The sequence below is a fragment of the Nereida sp. genome (assembly GCF_965655635.1).
Classification (GTDB): Bacteria; Pseudomonadota; Alphaproteobacteria; order Rhodobacterales; family Rhodobacteraceae; genus Nereida.
Genome location: NZ_CBFHHE010000017.1, coordinates 1 through 17,637, shown reverse-complemented (window position 1 = coordinate 17,637; position 17,637 = coordinate 1). Strand labels below are relative to the sequence as shown.

The window sequence follows — 17,637 nt, the reverse complement described above, 5'->3', positions numbered from 1 at the left end:
GATGCAGTTGAACGAAATTCATTACGATGATGCTGTGCCGGTTGATGGATACGGAACAGGGTTCTTTCGTGTTGGTGGGCAAGTGTTTCAAGGCCCTATTTTGGTAATGCCAAATGATGTGGTGCCTTGGGCGGGCTTTGAAGATGTTGCTGCAATTCAACCGTTTACAGATCAAATCGATGTTCTTTTTGTTGGCACGGGTGCGGAAATCGCGCATATCCCAACATCCTTGAAGACAGCCATTGAAGAGACCGGCATCGGTGTTGAGCCAATGTCGTCTCCATCTGCATGTCGGACATATAACGTGTTGGTTTCAGAAGGGCGTCGTATTGGATTGGCGCTGATCCCAGTCTGATGCTGGAACTTAATGAGGTAGCGGTTGCCCGTGGTGGCATCACAGTACTTGAAGGGGTCAGTTTTCAGCTCGATGCTGGTCATGCGCTTATTTTGCGGGGTGAAAACGGGATCGGAAAAACGACGCTGCTGCGCGCTATTGCTGGTCTTCAGCCGACAGTTAACGGAATGATTAAAGCGCCTGATGAAAGTATTGCGTTTGCAAGTCATGTGGACGGAATTAAAGCGCAGCTAACAGTACGCGAAAATCTGGAATTTTGGGCCGAAGTTTATGGCAATGCGTCATCTGATGTGGACGCTGCAATTCAAGCGATGAACCTGACGGAGTTGATTGATCGACCCGCCGCACAAATGTCAGCAGGCCAAAAGCGCCGGCTTGGCTTGGGGCGGTTACTGGTCACTGCAAGGCCAATTTGGGTACTTGACGAGCCCACAGTCTCGCTTGACCGCGCATCAGTTGCGCTTTTTGCGGATATTGTGCGGGCACATTTGGCGGGGGGTGGGGCTGCCCTAATTGCGACGCATATCGATCTTGAGATTGAGGCCGAAACACTTGATTTGACACCGTTTAAAGCCAAGGCGAACGTGACGGCCGATACTCCTGATGGGGACTACTGGTGAAGGCCCTTCTTCTTCGGGATTTGCGGCTCGCCACGCGGGCGGGCGGCGGCTTTGGGTTGGGCCTCGCGTTTTTTCTGATCCTTGCAACACTTATCCCATTTGGAGTTGGCCCACAGCCAGACGTCTTGGCTTCAATCGCGCCTGGCGTACTTTGGGTCGGTGCACTTCTGTCATGCCTTCTGTCGCTTGAACGTATTTTCGCGTTGGATTTTGAAGACGGTGCGCTTGATTTGATGGCTAGCTCGCCGCTGCCGTTAGAGGGCATCGTTGCGGCAAAGTCGCTGGCCCATTGGTTAACAACGGGGCTGCCATTGGTCGTAGCGGCACCGCTTCTTGGTCTTATGTTGAACCTTCCATCACAGTCTTATGGCTGGTTGCTGATATCATTGCTGATCGGAACGCCTGCGCTAAGTGTGATCGGCGCATTTGGCGCAGCACTCACTGTTGGGTTGAAACGCGGTGGCCTGCTGATATCCCTTTTGGTTCTGCCGCTTTATGTACCAACGCTGATATTTGGTGCCGATGTGGTACGCCGCGCGGGGCAAGGGTTGGACGCCAGCGTACCTACATTTATGCTCGCAGGGCTGACCTTAGGAGCAGTTGCGAGCATGCCATTTGCGAGTGCTGCTGCATTGCGCGCAGGGCTCAAGGGATCGTGAGTGCGGTGCAACGGCGCATAGGGCTGACAATTGTGAAAAGAGGGGCTATTTGAAGCGAATGTCACTTTGGAAATATGCAAATCCGCGCAAATTTATGGCGCTCTCGGGCAAACTTCTGCCGTGGACAGCCGTGGGTGCCGCGTTGCTGTGTGGTGTCGGCCTAATTTGGGGCTTTTTCTTCACGCCAGATGATTTTCGGATGGGCAGCACCGTTAAGATTATCTACATCCATGTGCCCTCTGCGATGATGGCCATTAATGTTTGGGTGATGATGCTGATAACGTCCCTGATCTGGCTCATTCGGCGCCATCACGTCAGCGCGCTTGCGGCCAAAGCAGCAGCGCCGATCGGGATGGTAATGACCCTTGTCGCACTGGCTACAGGTGCGATTTGGGGCAATCCGATGTGGGGAACCTACTGGGCGTGGGATCCACGTTTGACATCATTTTTGATCCTTTTTCTCTTCTATTTGGGATACATGGCGCTGTGGGAAGCGGTGGAGGACAAAGATACCGCCGCTGATCTGACCTCTGTGATGTGTTTGGTCGGATCGGTCTTTGCGTTGTTGTCACGCTATGCCACGCGCTTTTGGAACCAAGGTTTGCACCAAGGCACATCTGTTCCTGTAGCCACGGGCGAGAGGACTGTTGATGATGTGTTTTTTGTCCCGCTCGCCTTATCGATGGTGGGGTTCGGAGTACTTTTTGTCGCCCTAGTCTTGCTGCGTACGCGGACCGAAGTACGCGCCCGTCGCTTGGCAGTTTTGAACGCCCGCGAAAGGATGTCCGCATGATTGATCTGGGAAAATACGCGGCGGATGTTCTATTGGCCTATGGTATCTCGCTTGGGTTGATTGTGGGTCTTATTGGTCTTTCGATGTATCGGGCAAAGCGGATGAAAGCTGACCTTGCTGCAGCAGAAACACGCATTGAAGCGCGGCAGAACAATGGCACTTAAGCCGCTGATGATCATACCACCCTTGATTTTTGTGGGGTTTGCGGGGCTTGTAGCGGCAGGACTTTTCCGTGACGACCCGGATGCGCTGCCGTCCGCGCTGATCGGTCGTGAGGCACCTCCGATTGTTGTGAGCCAACTGTCAAGTAAACCGGAAATACCAAAAGATGCGCTTGATAAAGCAGGTGTTAAACTTGTTAACTTTTGGGCCAGCTGGTGCGCGCCGTGTCGTGCAGAGCATGACCAACTGATGGCGCTCGCTGGAAATGACATTCCCATTTATGGCGTGAACTATAAAGATGCTGGTAACGGCAATGCTATTGGATTTTTAAATGAGCTTGGTGATCCGTACCGCGCCGTTGGTCAGGACTTAACTGGCCGTGCCACTGCGATTGAATGGGGCGTTTACGGTATTCCCGAGACGTTCGTTGTCGATGCAAAAGGGCAGGTCACATTCCGCTTTGCAGGCCCAATTACGCAAAGCATTTTGGAAAGCACCATCTTGCCCGAGATTGAAGCCGCACAGAACAAATAGCGCGTAGCTGGCGCCTTCTTTTGTTTCTAAATATCCATTCGACGGTTCAAACAAAAACGCCCCGCCGAATAAACAGCGGGGCGTTTTTAATTACTATGGCGTTAACTTACGCAGCTTTGGCAAGGTTGCGCAGAACGTAGTGAAGCACGCCTCCGTTTTCGATGTATTCGATTTCGATGTTGGTATCGATACGGCACTTCAGCATGATGTGCTTTTGTGATCCATCGGCCATTATGATGGTCGCGGGCACTTCTTGTAGCGGCTCGATTGTGTCGAGACCGTTGATCGCTACAGTTTCTTCACCAGTCAAACCAAGTGATTTACGGCTGTCACCGCCTGTGAATTCAAACGGGATAACGCCCATGCCAACCAAGTTTGAGCGGTGGATACGCTCAAAGCTTTCAGCGATCACAGCTTTAACACCCAAAAGGGCCGTGCCTTTAGCCGCCCAGTCACGGGACGAGCCCGCGCCGTACTGCTCGCCACCAAAGATGACCAGCGGTGTGCCAGCTTCCTGGTAGGCCATCGCCGCGTCAAAGATTGATGTCTCGTCGCCGTTCGGGCCTTTGGTATAGCCACCCTCAACACCGTCGAGCATTTCGTTCTTGATGCGAATGTTGGCAAATGTGCCGCGCATCATGACTTCGTGGTTACCGCGGCGCGACCCGTATGAGTTGAACTCACGGACGGGGACCTGACGCTCGACTAGATATTGACCAGCAGGTGTGGTGTCTTTGAACGAACCAGCAGGGCTGATGTGGTCAGTTGTGATCATGTCACCAAGGACGGCCAAAACCTTGGCGCCTTCGATGTTTTCGATCTTCTTGGTCGCCATTGTGATGCCTTGGAAATAAGGCGGGTTTTGCACATATGTTGACGCAGCAGGCCAGTCGTATGTTTTTTCGTTAGTTGTTTCAACGGCTTGCCACTTGTCATCTCCTTTGAAGACATCAGCGTATTTCGACAGGAACGCTTCACGGGTCACAGTTTGCTCAACCAGTTCGGCGACCTCTTGGCTGGTTGGCCAGATGTCTTTCAGATACACATCTTTGCCGTCTGGCGTCTGTGTGATCGGATCCGTTGCAAGGTTGATGTCCATTGTGCCCGCAAGAGCATAGGCCACAACAAGGGGAGGTGACGCGAGGTAGTTCGCGCGCACGTCTGGTGAAATCCGGCCTTCAAAGTTGCGGTTGCCAGACAACACTGATGTCGCGACCAAATCACCTTCGGCGATGGCTTCTGACAGCTCTTTTTGGAGCGGACCTGAGTTGCCAATACATGTTGTGCAACCGTAGCCCACCAAGTTGAAGCCAATTTTATCCAGATCATCTTGGAGATCTGCCGCTTCGAGATACGCCGAAACTACTTGGCTTCCTGGTGCCAGGGATGTCTTCACCCATGGTTTACGGTCAAGGCCAAGTGCCGCAGCTTTGCGCGCCACAAGGCCCGCGCCGATCATGACGTAGGGGTTGGACGTGTTGGTGCATGAGGTGATTGAGGCAATCACAACTTTACCTGATTCCATTGTGTAATCTTCGCCAGCGACGGGAACCTGTTTGCCCATTGGGCGCTTGAAGGTCTCTTCCATCTCTTTGGCAAACGCGGCTTTCGCACCAGTCAATGCAACGTAGTCTTGTGGGCGCTTTGGACCGGAAATTGCCGGAACAATTGTGCCCATATCAAGGTGCAAGGTGTCTGTGTAAACAGGTGCGTAATCATCACCTCGCCAGAAACCGTTTTCTTTGGCATATGCCTCAACGAGGGCCACGCGATCTTCGTCGCGGCCTGTGTTGCGCAGGTAGCGCAGTGTTTCGCTGTCGATTGGGAAGAAGCCACATGTCGCTCCATATTCTGGCGCCATGTTGGCGATTGTCGCGCGGTCCGCCAGCGGCAGTTTATCAAGACCAGCGCCGTAGAATTCGACGAATTTGCCAACAACGCCTTTAGCGCGCAGCATTTCAACGACCTTCAGGACCAAGTCAGTACCTGTGGTACCTTCCATCATGGCACCAGTCAGCTCAAACCCGATAACTTCGGGGATCAACATGGAAATAGGCTGACCAAGCATTGCGGCTTCGGCTTCAATACCGCCAACGCCCCACCCAAGAACAGCTGCGCCGTTAACCATTGTGGTGTGGCTGTCTGTACCAACAAGCGTGTCAGGGTATGCAACCTCAACGCCGTTCTGATCTTTGTCAGTCCAGACAGTTTGCGCAAGATACTCAAGGTTTACCTGGTGGCAGATACCGGTGCCGGGGGGCACAACGCGGAAGTTATCAAACGCTTTTTGGCCCCATTTCAGAAAGGTATAGCGCTCCATGTTGCGCTCATACTCACGGTCCACGTTCATCTGGAACGCGCGTGGGTTGCCGAATTCGTCGATCATCACAGAGTGGTCGATGACCAGATCAACAGGGTTCAGCGGGTTGATTTTGTCAGGGTTACCACCAAGCGCCACGATGCCGTCGCGCATCGCTGCAAGGTCAACAACGGCCGGAACGCCTGTGAAATCCTGCATCAAAACACGGGCAGGGCGGTAGGCGATCTCGCGTGGGTTTTTGCCACCTTTAGCACCCCATTCCGCGAATGCTTTGATATCGTCAACGCTAACCGTTTTGCCATCTTCAAAGCGCAGCATATTTTCCAAAACGACCTTCAGGGCCGCTGGCAATTTCGCGAAATCACCCAAGCCAGCAGCAGTCGCTGCGGGAATCGAGTAATAGTCGATGCTTTGTGCACCAACTGTAAGCGTTTTGCGGGTTTTTGCGCTGTCATGTCCGACTGTAATGGTCATTTGGCATCCTTCCAAAGGGCTACGGTTGATCAAGTTTAGGTGCGGTTTAGCGCCGTTCGGTTCATAAAATCAACGGCTAATCGACGTTTTGGTATATTTTGTATACAATTGCACACCGAAATACGGCGCAACCACGCGTTTGGTTGTCATATGGCTCGCAAAACCTTGATTGGCGCATAGGTCGTGCGTGCGTTAGGAAGGGGATAAACCTGAGGAAACCACATGAAGCAGTTTATATTTGCAGCGGGTATGGCAGCAGTTGGCGCATTTGGCAGCGTGGGTCCAAGTACGGCGGACGATCATCCGATTGTGGTTGAATTGTTCACATCGCAAGGGTGTTCAAGTTGCCCTCCTGCAGATGCGTTGCTTCATGAATTAGCCGCTAGCGATGATGTCATCGCGTTGGCGTTGCACGTTGATTATTGGGATTACATCGGCTGGAAAGACAAGTTTGCAAATCCGGCATTTACCAAGCGACAAAAAGGCTACGCTCGCGTGGCCGGATCGCGGTCAATCTATACGCCGCAGATGATCGTTGGCGGGGTTGATCATGTGGTTGGCTATAAACCGATGCAATTGGCTGATTTTGTCCAAGAACACCGCAGTTTACAGGCAAAAGTTGACGTCAGGCTGACCCGGTCTGGTGATCAGCTTGAGGTAACGGCGCAAACTGATGAGCCACGCCAAATGGTTGTTCAACTGGGTCGCTATACACCGTTGCAGACTGTGGCGATTGAGCGCGGAGAAAACCGCGGCAAGACTTTGGAATACGCCAACGTCGTTCATGATTGGCAAATGGTCGGCAAATGGAATGGCCGTGCGCCGCTGTCGCTGAGTATTGATAGCGCCGAAGGCGGACCCGTTGTGGCGATCATTCAAGCGGCAACGCACGGTGCAATATTGGGTGCTGCGCGGCTCCGTTAGTCAGTCAGCCGACACGCCAAGAATATTCTTCCAACGTCGGTGTATCCAAAACCACTGTTCGGGGTGGGCGTAGACTTTTTGCTCTAGTCGGCGGTTCAACTCAATCATAATCGCCTCGGGGCTGTCACCCTCTACGGGCGCCTCTAACTCGGTTTGAAACGTGATGCCATCCGCGTTGCGGATGCAGAAATACGGCAGTACCAGCGCGTCAAACTTTAACGCCAGCTCGCCAATGCTTTGGGCGGTGCGCGTTGGTTGCCCCATAAACGGAATTTCTGGCGAGCTGCCTGAGTAAATGTCATAGAGCAAGACCAATGGACCGCCCGCGCGTAGATGTTTGACAAACCCCCGTGTCCCACTGCGCCCTTGAGCAAACATGGGACCGCTTACGCTTTGCATGGCTTCTACGTAGTGAGCGTTGAAGAAAGGGTTTTTCATCGGTCGGTAAAGAGCGCCGATCGTGATCCCTTGGTCTTTCAAAAGGATCCGAAGTGCTTCGTAATTGCCGAAATGACCAGTCGCAAAAATTACGGGACGACCAACATCAAGAGCGGCGCGTAGGGCGGTCATCCCGTCGCCGGTAATCGTGCCTTTGCGCACAACCTTCGCCAGATCATTGAGTGAATAGTTCTCAATCACAGTGCGGCCAGCGTTGTCACAAGCTGCTTTGGCCAGTTTGCGAATTTCTGGCTTTGGCATCTGCGGAAACACCAACGCAAGGTTTCGCTCTGCGCGCTTGCGATACCCAGCCACGCGGGCAATACCACCGGATACGATCTGGCCCATCACTCGCACACGGGATTTGTAAGGCAGACGCTTTGTGAGCCAGATTAGCGTGCGTAAAACAAGATCGGTCAGCCAGCGTTGGACTGTTACGCGGTCAAGCATAGGGCTAAACCGTGTTTCTGATTCTGTCGCAGATGTTTGGGATCCAACGGAGCGGGGCATGCGTATTAGGCTTTGCTTTCAGTCGTTTCTTTGGTGCCTAAGGCCACGAATGGCACACCGTTTCAATGTTGTAACTGCCAGAACGCCCTAACGCAATGTTGGTAAGATATGTGCGAGTGACAGGGCGTGGATGTCGCGCGTCTGGCAGTTTACTCGGCAACCAGCAGCAACGTGCCAGCGGCTTCCATCTCGCGGATCGTGGCTGCAACAGCGCTCATGGCATCTTCGCCATCGACTTGAGACACCGGTCCGCCATCTTTGATCTCGTCGAGCATACTTTCGGCCATCCGCTTGGACATGTTGTCCAAGATGAAATTGGCCGGCGCTTCCATGCCTGTCGACAGCGCCGCGGATAGGGCGGTCAAAAACTGTTCGGGCGCCACGTCTTTGGTGATTTTGGGCACATCTCGGGGGTCAATCCGTTCTGGAATATTTGCGAATGTGAAGATGGATTTGCGCACATCTTCGGCAAATTTTGCGTCCGTTTCATCAAGGCCCACTAGCACATCATCACGTGTCTGGGCGCGGGCAAAGTTCAAGATTGCGCCGACGCGCTCAACAGGGCTGTCATTAAACGCTTGAACCGGCTGTGTACCCAGTTGGTCAACGATGGAAATACCAATTAATTCCATTGCTTGTGTTGTAACGCCCGTTGTCACAGAAATAGCGTAGGTAATGCGGCGCGCGCGTTCGCCGGGCAGAGCACCAAGGATTTTAGCGGCCTTTGCAACCTGAAGTTTTGACAAAACGACCGCGCAAACTTCGATGCTCTCCCCCGCTAACAGATCAACCAGCTGTTCGACGGGCAGGCCTGCGATGGTTTCCCACGGGTTCGATTGCGGGGCGAGACCCGCCTCCTTGCGGAGCTGTCCCGCAAGGCTTGGATCAAGAGATTTCCCCATCAAATCAAGGGTGCCGCCAATATCTTTGGGGAAAGTGAGGGCCGTACTTTCCAACTCAGCCACAAATTCATCAATCACGGCTTCAACTGTGGCGCGGTCAAGGGGGCTCATCTGCCGCATTTGATCCATCAAGCCGGTCTGTTGCTCAATCGCGAGTGTACTCAAAGACAACTCACCGCCACCGCCCAAAAGCGCGCGCACAATCACAGCTGCTTTTTCACGCTTGCTCAAGCCAGCCGTGTCAGAACCCGCTGCGGGCAATTCTGGAAAGGACGGAATCACACGACACCCCTTGTGACGATTAATTAGGGGCATCTAACGCAGCGGATATGAACAACCCCCTAAAGGATTGCATTTTAAGCGTTTTTAATAGCTGTAGCCTTGGCCGTTTTGCAGCGCCATGCGTAGGGAAATCTCTGCCCATGTGCCGCGACCGCCACGGGTGCGGATTTCGGTCAGCTGTGCTGAAGCCAGCTCGATGTTGCCACTCTCAACATAGCCCTGACCCATGTATGAGCGCGCTAAAAGATTGTTTGGGTTCACGGTCAACGCCTTTTGATAATAGGCAAGGCCGGTACTGGCGTCACCCATTTTGCGGTGGGTAAAGCCCAGATATGTTAACACGCGGTCGTCATTGGGCATTTGCATCAAATTAAGCATTTGTTGTGCATCGTGATGGCGGCCCGCCTAGGCCAACTCGTGCGCGGCTTCAAAAATTGCGTCGTTGCCAAGGGAACTTTCCTTGATCTCGACACAGCTCTGTTTGTCCGCATCGTAGACCATTCCGGTCTCACATTCGGTCGTGGTTTTGGTGGCTGTAGGCGGTGTTGGGCTGCTGGAGCCTGCCGCAAAAAGGGCAGTTGGTGCCAAAGCAAGGGTCGCGATAAGTGTGGTGCGCATCATTGATCCTCGTAACTGGTTGCCCTTAGAGGATAGAGCGTCGCGATGCGTGCCCAAGTCCCAAAGCGGGCAGGCCACGCATCTGTGATTAAGCTTAGCCGAAAACGCGTTTGAAAATGGTATCAACGTGTTTGGTATGATAGCCTAGGTCGAATTTTTCTTCGATGCTTTTGACCCCCAAAGCGGCAACAACATCGCTGTCGCCCAGCAATTCGGTTTTGAAATCTTTGCCGTCTTCCCACACTTTCATCGCATTGCGCTGAACGTAGACATAGGCGTCTTCGCGCGACACACCCGCTTGGGTCAGGGCAAGCAGCACGCGCTGTGACATCACAAGGCCGCTGAATTTGTTCATATTGGCCAACATGTTGTCGGGGTAGATCAGTAGTTTGTCGATAACGGACGTCAGGCGCGCCAGCGCAAAATCAAGCGTGACAGTTGTGTCTGGGCCAATCGTGCGCTCAACGCTGGAGTGGCTGATGTCGCGCTCATGCCAAAGGGCAACGTTTTCCATCGCCGGAACAACAGCCATACGCACAATCCGCGCAAGGCCCGTCAGGTTTTCTGTCAAAACAGGGTTTTTCTTGTGCGGCATCGCAGAAGAGCCTTTTTGGCCTGCGCTGAAATATTCCGCTGCTTCCAGAACCTCTGTGCGCTGCATGTGGCGCACTTCTGTGGCGATATTCTCAACACTCGAGGCGATGACACCCAAAGTTGCAAAGAATGCTGCATGACGGTCACGGGGGATAACTTGGGTGCTGATCGGCTCAGGTGTGAGACCAAGCTTTGCGCAGACATGCTCTTCTACGCGCGGGTCGATGTTGGCAAAAGTACCGACGGCGCCGCTGATGGCGCCAGTCGCGATCTCGTCCCGTGCGGTGCGCAGGCGCGTCAGGTTGCGGTCCATCTCTGCGTAAAAACGCGCAAGCGTCAGACCCATGGTGGTGGGCTCGGCGTGGATGCCGTGGCTGCGGCCAACGCGGATGGTGTCTTTGTGCTCAATCGCGCGGCGCTTCAGCGCGGCTAGCAATGCTTCAAGATCGGCAATCAGCAGATCAGCTGCACGGGTAAGTTGTACGTTGAATGTGGTGTCCAACACATCTGATGATGTCATGCCTTGGTGAACAAAGCGGGCCTCATCGCTGCCGACGTGCTCTGCCAAGTGGGTCAGAAACGCGATGACGTCGTGTTTGGTGACAGCCTCGATCTCATCAATGCGGTCCACATCGAACTCTACATCTTTTGCCTTCCACACAGCGTCAGCGTTTTCGCGCGGGATCACACCAAGATCAGCCATCGCATCGCACGCGTGTGCCTCGATCTCGTACCAGATTTTGAACTTGGTTTGCGGCGACCAGATAGAGACCATTTCAGGGCGGGAATAGCGAGGGATCATAGGGCGAGGCCTTTTTTGAAGAGAGTTGGGGTTGGCAAAGGGCTTGGCGGCCTCTTAAACCCTTGGACAGATGGGAACAAGGGCAGGGTACGGGACACAGATGATGATGCCGCCGTATTCGACATGCACATGGACAAGACGGGTGGTGGAATGAGCGAAGATCCAGCAGTGAGACAGTTGTCCGATTTTGAGGGTGTTTGGCAACTTACGCGTAAAGTTATCCATGCAGATGGCACAGTTGCGCGGTTTAACGGGACGGGGACATTCGTCCGCGTTCAGTCAGGTCTTGTCTATGATGAAAGCGGTGCGCTGCAATTTGAAATGCCGCGGACAGATGTCTCGGGTGCAGCAGAGCTGGGTTCCAAGATTACAGGAACCCGTAGATATTTTTGGGACACACCTGATGATGGCTCGGGGGCGGACCATGTGCCTGTACGCTTTGCAGATGGGCGGGCGTTTCACCTGGTCCCCTTGGGCGGGGGCGATGCGGCACATTGGTGTGATCCGGATCAGTATGATGTGTCGTATGATTTCACCCAGTGGCCGGTTTGGGCAGCGGTCTGGCACGTGCGCGGGCCGCGCAAAGACTACGTGATGACAAGCCAGTACTGTCGCTAACACTGTGGTCGGGGTGCTTATTCTCTTGCGATTGGGCCGTGTGCGCGATTAAACAGGCGGTAACGAGAACAAGATTGGAGATCTCCGATATGGCGTTGACCATGAACGACAAAGTCCTAACCGAAGCGTTTGGCGCATCCGAAGGCGCGCTTTTGCGCCTCAAGCAAATCATGCTGGTAGTGGTAGGTATTGCCGCGTTGGCGATCGCTGCAAAAGTGAAGATCCCCATGATCCCCGTGCCAATGACCCTTGGTACATTGGCTGTTCTGACCGTTGGCGCAGCCTATGGCCCGCGTTTGGGACTGGTTACAATCATCGGTTACATGATCTTGGGTGCTGCAGGTTTTGACGTGTTTGCATCATCCGCGGCGGGCGTATCCGGCATTGAATACATGATGGGCGGCACAGGTGGCTATCTGGTTGGCTACGTGCTTGCGACGTTGGCATTGGGTGTGTTGGCGCGCATGGGCTGGGATCGTAGTGCTGCCAAAATGGCCGCAGCGATGCTAATCGGCAACGCGCTTATCTACATCCCAGGCCTGCTGTGGCTCGGTACACTTTACGGCTGGGACAAACCGATCCTTGAATGGGGCCTGACACCGTTCATCTACGGCGATCTGCTGAAATTGGCGATTGCGGCGATGATCGTGCCAATGGCGTGGAAAGCAATCGGCAAAGCCCGCGGTTAATCCTGCGAAACATATTTAATGTTATTTAGGCGCTCACCAATTAGGTGGGCGCCTTTTTTCATGAGCGGAAGCTTAGGAGCCGTAATGAGACCGGCGTCCGTTTACGGGTCGATGGCCACTTACGCGCCCGAGGCAAGCACGGTCTCAATCTTGCTGGATTGCTCAAGGGTTTTGTGGACCGGACATTTGTCCGCAATTTCCATCAAACGTGTGGTTTGTTCAGGCGTTAAAGGGCCTGACAAATGTATCGCGCGGCGGAAATTATCGATACGGACATTTGTCGCAGGATCGCTGTCTTGGGCGTGCATTTTGTCGTGGGTGACGTCGACGGAGACATGTTCAAGGGGCCAGCCTTTGCGCCGCGCGTACATCCGAATTGTCATTGACGTGCACGCACCCAGACCCGCTGCGAGAAACCCGTAAGGGGACATTCCTTGATTTGTGCCACCGTAAGCCTGAGGTTCATCCGCAAGCACGTGATGTTTTTCACCTGATCTGATGTCTTGCAAAAACCCTTTGGGGTCGGCCTCTGACACACGGGTAACACCTTCGGGCACGCCAATGGGCGGTGCGGGACGGGTAACATCGATATACCGCTCCGCCCACGCAGCGATCACACCAGCGGCATATTCTGCATCGGCGGGGCTGCGCAACAGGTGGTCGGCTTTGTCGAGTGTCACGAATGACTTTGGATGCCGCGCGGCGACAAAAATCCGACTGGCGTTTTCAATACCCACGGTTTCATCAACGGGCGAATGCATGATCAAAAGGGCGGCATTAAGGTTTCGTACTGCGGCCTCAATTTTAATGCCTTGTACGTCCTCAACAAACTGTTTGCCAATCGTAAAGGGCCGCCCGCCAAGGGTCACTTCGGCGGAACCTTTAGCGATAATGTCGGGAATGGCGCCCGCGAAATGATGGGTCACATGCGCAGGGTCAAAAGGCGCACCTAGGGTCACAACGCCCTTAATTTGGGGTAACTGCGCGGCGGCCTTCAATACTGCGGCTCCTCCAAGGGAGTGCCCGATCAACAGGGAAGGCGTCAAATTCCGCTCGGTCAGATAGGCGCTCGCAGCGACCAGATCATCTACGTTTGAGGTGAAATCTGTTTGGGCAAAGCGCCCTTCGGACTGCCCAAGGCCGGTAAAATCAAAGCGCATAACAGCAAACCCCATGGCCGATAGTCGGGCCGCGATGCGCCGTGCGGCAGGCAGGTCTTTGGTGCAGGTAAAACAGTGGGCCAGAAGCGTCGTTGCAATGGGGTCTCCTGCGGGCAGATCAAGACGCGCGGACAGGCTCAGGCTAGCGCTATTTTTGAATTCGATTGTCTCGCTCGGCATGGTGCGCCCCGTTTTGGTGTGCCTCATATGTGCAAGTTGGGCAGTGCAATCGCAAGTTATGCTTCATCAGCGTCACGGGAAGGTGACGGACGTTACGTTTTGCCTGTGGCTTTATGAACGGTTTCGACAAAAAAGCCGTGCCAGAGGTGATCCGGACGCGGCAGTTGGTCGGGCGGAGGAGATGAGATGTGGCGTTAGGCCGAGCAGCAGATTAGACCGCGGCGCAGGCGTTCTTCCAAAGTTGCGCGGGCAGGGCGTGCGGCGCGTAATTGGATTGCAATCGTCGACCATCCGCCTCTTCCGCGTTTGCGGATCGACAGTGTTTTGCGTTCAATGCGCTTGGGGCTGATTTGGCCGTGCGCGGTATTTGGGGACGTGGTCTGTGATATCGACATCTGTGCAATCCTTTTATTGGATGATCTTTGTTTAGACGCCGATTTGGGAACAATAAGGTTAAAATTGTGGAAATGTTTTGTTTCCGAAGTCGAAAAAGTGTCATTTGGGATAGTTAATGGGCGCTGGTGAGACAGTTATGTCACGTATTCAGGTCGTGGGCTGTGGCCCATAAGCCTGAAAACCGCCCACGAAAAAAGGGCGCCTTGATGCGGAGCGCCCTTAGTTCTGTTATCTAAAGTAGCGATTAGCAGCTGTAGTACATTTTGAACTCAACAGGGTGTGGTGTGTGCTCATACGCCACCAGTTCTTCCATTTTGAGAGCAACGTAGCCATCAATTTGGTCTTTTGTGAACACGTGACCGGCCAAGAGGAACTCGTGATCTGCTTCCAGAGCGTCAAGCGCTTCGCGCAAGCTGCCGCAGACTGTTGGAATTTCCGCGAGCTCTTCTGGTGGCAGATCGTAAAGGTCTTTGTCAGACGCCGCACCTGGGTCGATTTTGTTTTTGATGCCGTCAAGGCCAGCCATTAACAGGGCTGCAAAGCACAAGTATGGGTTGGCTGCGGGATCAGGGAAACGTGCTTCGACGCGTTTTGCTTTGGGGCTTTCGGCCCATGGAATACGTACGCAGCCTGAGCGGTTACGAGCAGAATATGCGCGAAGGACAGGTGCTTCAAAGCCCGGGATCAAACGCTTGTAGCTGTTTGTAGATGGGTTTGTGAACGCGTTCAGTGCTTTTGCATGCTTCAAGATGCCGCCAATGAAATATAGCGCTTCTTGGCTGAGATCGGCGTATTTGTCGCCTGCAAACAATGGCTTACCATCTTTCCAGATCGACATGTTTACGTGCATGCCTGTGCCGTTATCACCTGCGATTGGCTTTGGCATAAAGGTTGCGGATTTACCGTATGCGTGTGCTACGTTGTGGATCACGTATTTGTATTTCTGCAACTCATCGGCTTGTTTGGTGAGCGAGCCGAAGACCAGGCCAAGCTCGTGCTGGCATGACGCCACTTCGTGGTGGTGCTTGTCCACTTTCATGCCCATGCGCTTCATGGTCGACAGCATTTCACCGCGAATGTCTTGTGCATCGTCAATTGGGTTAACAGGGAAGTAACCGCCTTTAACGCCGGGACGGTGACCCATATTGCCCATTTCGTACTCGGTGTCTGTGTTCCATGACGCGTCTTGTGCGTCGATTTGGTAAGACACTTTGTTCATCTCAACAGAGAAACGCACGTCGTCGAACAGGAAAAATTCCGCTTCTGGGCCAAAGAACGACTGGTCGCCGATGCCTGACGAGATCAAGTAGGCTTCTGCTTTTTCCGCTGTGCCACGTGGGTCGCGTGAGTAGGGCTCGCCTGTGTCAGGCTCAACGACTGAGCAGTGAATGCAGAGTGTTTTTTCGGCATAGAACGGGTCAATGTATGCAGAGTTGGCATCGGGGATCAGCTTCATGTCTGACTCTTCGATCGATTTCCAGCCCGCGATGGATGAACCGTCGAACATGAAGCCGCCATCAAGGAAGTCTTCGTCAACTTCGTCATTGATTACAGTTACGTGCTGCAGCTTGCCGCGTGGGTCTGTAAAACGGATGTCGACATACTCGATGTCTTCGTCCTTGATCATCTTTACGATGTCAGCGTTGGTTGTCATTACCATGGCTCCCTTGGAAATAGTGTTGGTAAAGAATGGGTTAGATAGCGTCGTCGCCGGTTTCACCGGTACGAATGCGGATGGCTTGGCTTACGTCAGATACGAAAATCTTACCATCGCCGATTTTGTCCGTTTTGGCCGCGTTGATGATCGCGTCAATCGCCGGATCAAGTAGATCATCGGTCAATACGACTTCAATTTTTACTTTAGGCAGAAAATCAACGACATATTCAGCGCCACGATACAGTTCCGTGTGCCCTTTTTGACGGCCAAAACCTTTGACTTCAATTACGGAAAGGCCTTGCACACCAATATCTTGGAGCGCTTCTTTAACTTCGTCCAATTTGAACGGCTTAATGATTGCTTCGAGTTTTTTCACCGCGCAGAGCCTCCTGAATTGTGCTGCTACGGGCAAATCACGTCTGTGGGTGGGGGACAATATATCAGACGACACAGACTGGCTGTGACTGGCTAATTTAGACTTTCTGCCTAAAAATTAAGCAATGCGCCGAAAATAGGCGCAACAAATAAACTGAACCTTACTGGGCGCAAGATTACTTGGTTAACGAAGCCACACGTTCGCGCTCGACAATCACTTCAAGCCCGTTCGCGTAAATGATCTGTGGGGCGTCAAACAGTAGGTGTAAAAACGTTATACGCCGCTTGGTGCTGCGGACAATCGTCTCGCCGTTGACGAGTTTTTCAGCATTAATAGCCGCTTGATGTGTCCCTCGCAGCGCCTTCGCCAGCCAGTTGCGCAGCAAAACAGGTTGATCGGTGGGTAAAGACAGATGAGCCGAGCGCATGAGCAGACATGTGTACAGGCTCTAAGATATCAGAACTCTGATGAATGCCCTGAAGCCTGACCAAACCGCGGTTGCGCTATACAATACGATCGCCTGGGTTCAGGTATTCAACGGGAAGCTCGCCTTCCGCTGTCATAATTAACGTGCCGGCTACAAAGCCCGACGTATGTAATTCGCGCGCACCGTTAGAGTGGTCAGTTCTTGTGTTTCTATTAACCTGCTCTGCAGTGCGTCCGGCCATTTTCGGCTCCATTACGCAAGTCCTGCTACTGTCTCAATTCTTTAACTTAACAAAACATGAACGTGCTGTCTTGGTAAGAGTTCTGGGAGCTGATCCATTTTATGCAGATTTTTTCGCCTGTTGCGCAAAAACCCTCTCGCATCCCGCGCAGAGCTTTGCTAAGTGCTTGCGCAGTGCGGGTGTGGCGGAATTGGTAGACGCACCAGATTTAGGTTCTGGCGCCGCGAGGCGTGGGGGTTCAAGTCCCTTCACCCGTACCATTTACACAATAGATTTGGGCATATTTTGAAAGGCGCTTGCACCTTTTGGCCGACCCTCATAGAAGGGCCGCTGAATTACGTATTACGCCGATAAAAGGACGATCCCTATGCAGGTCACTGAGACATTGAACGAAGGTCTGAAACGCGCTTATTCCATCGTGGTACCTGCCGCGGAATTGGACGCCAAGGTTAACGAGAAACTGGTCGAAGCGCAGCCAGAAATCGAAATGAAGGGCTTCCGTAAGGGCAAAGTCCCCATGGCGTTGCTCAAAAAGCAATACGGCCCACGCGTGATGGGCGAAGCCATGCAAGAAGCCATCGATGGCGCAATGGCGACGCATTTTGAAGAAACTGGTGATCGCCCCGCGATGCAACCAGAAGTCAAAATGACAAACGAAAACTGGAAAGAGGGCGACGATGTTGCCGTAGACATGAGCTACGAAGCTCTGCCTGCAATCCCTGACGTTGATTTCTCAGACATCGAGCTTGAGAAACTGGTTGTCAAAGCTGACGACGCGGCGATCGACGAGGCGCTGGCTTCATTGGCCGAGACTGCGCAAAACTTCAAAGACCGCAAAAAAGGCACCAAGGCGAAAGATGGCGATCAAGTCGTCATGGATTTCTTGGGCAAAGTTGACGGCGAAGC

Annotated in this window: 22 protein-coding genes and 1 tRNA gene; 11 read left to right on the top strand and 12 right to left on the bottom strand. The window is 53.3% G+C overall.

Translation table 11 applies throughout. The features are described 5' to 3' along the window. Position 1 precedes the first annotated feature (1 nt). The 6 genes from ACTF5M_RS07085 to ACTF5M_RS07060 are packed head-to-tail and all read left to right on the top strand — an operon-like array spanning position 2 to position 3,123. Positions 2-355 carry an Mth938-like domain-containing protein gene (locus tag ACTF5M_RS07085; protein WP_391481956.1) on the top strand — a complete coding sequence of 118 codons (354 nt, stop codon included), beginning with the start codon at positions 2-4 and terminating at the stop codon, positions 353-355. Next, positions 352-975, top strand: a complete 624-nt coding sequence (gene ccmA / locus ACTF5M_RS07080) for a heme ABC exporter ATP-binding protein CcmA (RefSeq protein ID WP_438960356.1) — start codon at positions 352-354, stop codon at positions 973-975. The genes ACTF5M_RS07085 and ccmA overlap by 4 nt, the downstream gene beginning before the upstream one ends. After that, positions 972-1,634: a heme exporter protein CcmB gene (gene ccmB / locus ACTF5M_RS07075; RefSeq protein WP_438960335.1), complete on the top strand. Its 663-nt coding sequence runs from the start codon at positions 972-974 to the stop codon at positions 1,632-1,634. The genes ccmA and ccmB overlap by 4 nt, the downstream gene beginning before the upstream one ends. A 58-nt stretch (positions 1,635-1,692) precedes the next feature. Then, positions 1,693-2,427: a heme ABC transporter permease gene (locus ACTF5M_RS07070; protein ID WP_438960334.1), complete on the top strand. Its 735-nt coding sequence runs from the start codon at positions 1,693-1,695 to the stop codon at positions 2,425-2,427. Further along, entirely contained in the window at positions 2,424-2,591 is a 168-nt protein-coding gene (gene ccmD, locus ACTF5M_RS07065; RefSeq protein ID WP_438960333.1) for a heme exporter protein CcmD, read from the top strand. Before ACTF5M_RS07070 ends, ccmD begins: the two co-directional genes overlap by 4 nt. A gap of 7 nt (positions 2,592-2,598) precedes the next feature. Further along, complete coding sequence (locus ACTF5M_RS07060) at positions 2,599-3,123, top strand: DsbE family thiol:disulfide interchange protein (protein WP_438960332.1); 525 nt, start codon at positions 2,599-2,601, stop codon at positions 3,121-3,123. 106 nt (positions 3,124-3,229) lie between these two features. Here the strand turns inward: ACTF5M_RS07060 and acnA are convergent, their stop codons facing one another. Next, positions 3,230-5,917, bottom strand: a complete 2,688-nt coding sequence (gene acnA, locus ACTF5M_RS07055) for an aconitate hydratase AcnA (RefSeq protein WP_438960331.1) — start codon at positions 5,915-5,917, stop codon at positions 3,230-3,232. A gap of 222 nt (positions 5,918-6,139) precedes the next feature. Here acnA and ACTF5M_RS07050 point away from each other — a divergent pair, with 222 nt between their 5' ends. Beyond that, entirely contained in the window at positions 6,140-6,841 is a 702-nt protein-coding gene (locus ACTF5M_RS07050; RefSeq protein ID WP_438960330.1) for a DUF1223 domain-containing protein, read from the top strand. Here ACTF5M_RS07050 and ACTF5M_RS07045 read toward each other — a convergent pair whose 3' ends face one another. From ACTF5M_RS07045 to purB, 5 genes are all read right to left on the bottom strand, one after another. Beyond that, complete coding sequence (locus ACTF5M_RS07045) at positions 6,842-7,729, bottom strand: lysophospholipid acyltransferase family protein (protein ID WP_438960329.1); 888 nt, start codon at positions 7,727-7,729, stop codon at positions 6,842-6,844. A gap of 209 nt (positions 7,730-7,938) precedes the next feature. After that, positions 7,939-8,973, bottom strand: coding sequence for a FliG C-terminal domain-containing protein (locus tag ACTF5M_RS07040; RefSeq protein WP_438960328.1), 1,035 nt, complete (start codon positions 8,971-8,973; stop codon positions 7,939-7,941). A gap of 84 nt (positions 8,974-9,057) precedes the next feature. Next, positions 9,058-9,351, bottom strand: a complete 294-nt coding sequence (locus ACTF5M_RS07035) for a tetratricopeptide repeat protein (protein ID WP_438960327.1) — start codon at positions 9,349-9,351, stop codon at positions 9,058-9,060. A 27-nt stretch (positions 9,352-9,378) separates the two neighbouring features. Further along, a complete protein-coding gene (locus ACTF5M_RS07030; protein ID WP_438960326.1) occupies positions 9,379-9,591 on the bottom strand; it encodes a hypothetical protein in 213 nt (70 codons plus the stop codon). Positions 9,592-9,685: 94 nt separating this feature from the next. After that, positions 9,686-10,987, bottom strand: a complete 1,302-nt coding sequence (gene purB, locus ACTF5M_RS07025; RefSeq protein ID WP_438960325.1) for an adenylosuccinate lyase — start codon at positions 10,985-10,987, stop codon at positions 9,686-9,688. A gap of 150 nt (positions 10,988-11,137) precedes the next feature. On the opposite strand from purB, the gene ACTF5M_RS07020 reads away from it, so the two are divergent. Continuing rightward, positions 11,138-11,605, top strand: coding sequence for a DUF6314 family protein (locus tag ACTF5M_RS07020; protein WP_438960324.1), 468 nt, complete (start codon positions 11,138-11,140; stop codon positions 11,603-11,605). 89 nt (positions 11,606-11,694) lie between these two features. Further along, complete coding sequence (locus tag ACTF5M_RS07015; RefSeq protein WP_438960323.1) at positions 11,695-12,294, top strand: biotin transporter BioY; 600 nt, start codon at positions 11,695-11,697, stop codon at positions 12,292-12,294. A gap of 119 nt (positions 12,295-12,413) precedes the next feature. Here ACTF5M_RS07015 and ACTF5M_RS07010 read toward each other — a convergent pair whose 3' ends face one another. The 6 genes from ACTF5M_RS07010 to ACTF5M_RS06985 all read right to left on the bottom strand — a co-directional run bounded on the left by ACTF5M_RS07010 (position 12,414) and on the right by ACTF5M_RS06985 (position 16,731). Further along, on the bottom strand, positions 12,414-13,634 hold the full coding sequence (locus tag ACTF5M_RS07010; protein WP_438960322.1) for a bifunctional alpha/beta hydrolase/OsmC family protein: 1,221 nt from the start codon (positions 13,632-13,634) through the stop codon (positions 12,414-12,416). Between the two features lie 194 nt (positions 13,635-13,828). Further along, complete coding sequence (locus tag ACTF5M_RS07005) at positions 13,829-14,029, bottom strand: hypothetical protein (protein WP_438960321.1); 201 nt, start codon at positions 14,027-14,029, stop codon at positions 13,829-13,831. Positions 14,030-14,274: 245 nt separating this feature from the next. Then, entirely contained in the window at positions 14,275-15,684 is a 1,410-nt protein-coding gene (gene glnA, locus ACTF5M_RS07000) for a type I glutamate--ammonia ligase (RefSeq protein ID WP_438960320.1), read from the bottom strand. Positions 15,685-15,724: 40 nt separating this feature from the next. After that, entirely contained in the window at positions 15,725-16,063 is a 339-nt protein-coding gene (locus ACTF5M_RS06995; protein ID WP_438960319.1) for a P-II family nitrogen regulator, read from the bottom strand. 175 nt (positions 16,064-16,238) lie between these two features. Further along, entirely contained in the window at positions 16,239-16,490 is a 252-nt protein-coding gene (locus ACTF5M_RS06990) for a Hint domain-containing protein (protein WP_438960318.1), read from the bottom strand. A gap of 76 nt (positions 16,491-16,566) precedes the next feature. Then, on the bottom strand, positions 16,567-16,731 hold the full coding sequence (locus ACTF5M_RS06985; RefSeq protein WP_438960317.1) for a Hint domain-containing protein: 165 nt from the start codon (positions 16,729-16,731) through the stop codon (positions 16,567-16,569). A gap of 175 nt (positions 16,732-16,906) precedes the next feature. Here ACTF5M_RS06985 and ACTF5M_RS06980 point away from each other — a divergent pair. Then, positions 16,907-16,991 (top strand) — tRNA-Leu (locus tag ACTF5M_RS06980). Between the two features lie 107 nt (positions 16,992-17,098). Continuing rightward, on the top strand, positions 17,099-17,637 hold a 539-nt coding region (locus ACTF5M_RS06975), incomplete at its 3' end, for a trigger factor (protein ID WP_438960316.1).

Coding starts and splice junctions, on each gene's coding strand:
- ACTF5M_RS07085 (WP_391481956.1), top strand. CDS start 2: ATGCAGTTGAACGAAATTCATTACGATGATGCTGTGCCGGTTGATGGA.
- ACTF5M_RS07070 (WP_438960334.1), top strand. CDS start 1,693: ATGTCACTTTGGAAATATGCAAATCCGCGCAAATTTATGGCGCTCTCG.
- ccmD (WP_438960333.1), top strand. CDS start 2,424: ATGATTGATCTGGGAAAATACGCGGCGGATGTTCTATTGGCCTATGGT.
- ACTF5M_RS07060 (WP_438960332.1), top strand. CDS start 2,599: ATGATCATACCACCCTTGATTTTTGTGGGGTTTGCGGGGCTTGTAGCG.
- acnA (WP_438960331.1), bottom strand. CDS start 5,917: ATGACCATTACAGTCGGACATGACAGCGCAAAAACCCGCAAAACGCTT.
- ACTF5M_RS07050 (WP_438960330.1), top strand. CDS start 6,140: ATGAAGCAGTTTATATTTGCAGCGGGTATGGCAGCAGTTGGCGCATTT.
- ACTF5M_RS07045 (WP_438960329.1), bottom strand. CDS start 7,729: ATGCTTGACCGCGTAACAGTCCAACGCTGGCTGACCGATCTTGTTTTA.
- ACTF5M_RS07035 (WP_438960327.1), bottom strand. CDS start 9,351: ATGCTTAATTTGATGCAAATGCCCAATGACGACCGCGTGTTAACATAT.
- ACTF5M_RS07030 (WP_438960326.1), bottom strand. CDS start 9,591: ATGCGCACCACACTTATCGCGACCCTTGCTTTGGCACCAACTGCCCTT.
- purB (WP_438960325.1), bottom strand. CDS start 10,987: ATGATCCCTCGCTATTCCCGCCCTGAAATGGTCTCTATCTGGTCGCCG.
- ACTF5M_RS07020 (WP_438960324.1), top strand. CDS start 11,138: ATGAGCGAAGATCCAGCAGTGAGACAGTTGTCCGATTTTGAGGGTGTT.
- ACTF5M_RS07015 (WP_438960323.1), top strand. CDS start 11,695: ATGGCGTTGACCATGAACGACAAAGTCCTAACCGAAGCGTTTGGCGCA.
- ACTF5M_RS07010 (WP_438960322.1), bottom strand. CDS start 13,634: ATGCCGAGCGAGACAATCGAATTCAAAAATAGCGCTAGCCTGAGCCTG.
- ACTF5M_RS07005 (WP_438960321.1), bottom strand. CDS start 14,029: ATGTCGATATCACAGACCACGTCCCCAAATACCGCGCACGGCCAAATC.
- glnA (WP_438960320.1), bottom strand. CDS start 15,684: ATGACAACCAACGCTGACATCGTAAAGATGATCAAGGACGAAGACATC.
- ACTF5M_RS06990 (WP_438960318.1), bottom strand. CDS start 16,490: ATGCGCTCGGCTCATCTGTCTTTACCCACCGATCAACCTGTTTTGCTG.
- ACTF5M_RS06985 (WP_438960317.1), bottom strand. CDS start 16,731: ATGGCCGGACGCACTGCAGAGCAGGTTAATAGAAACACAAGAACTGAC.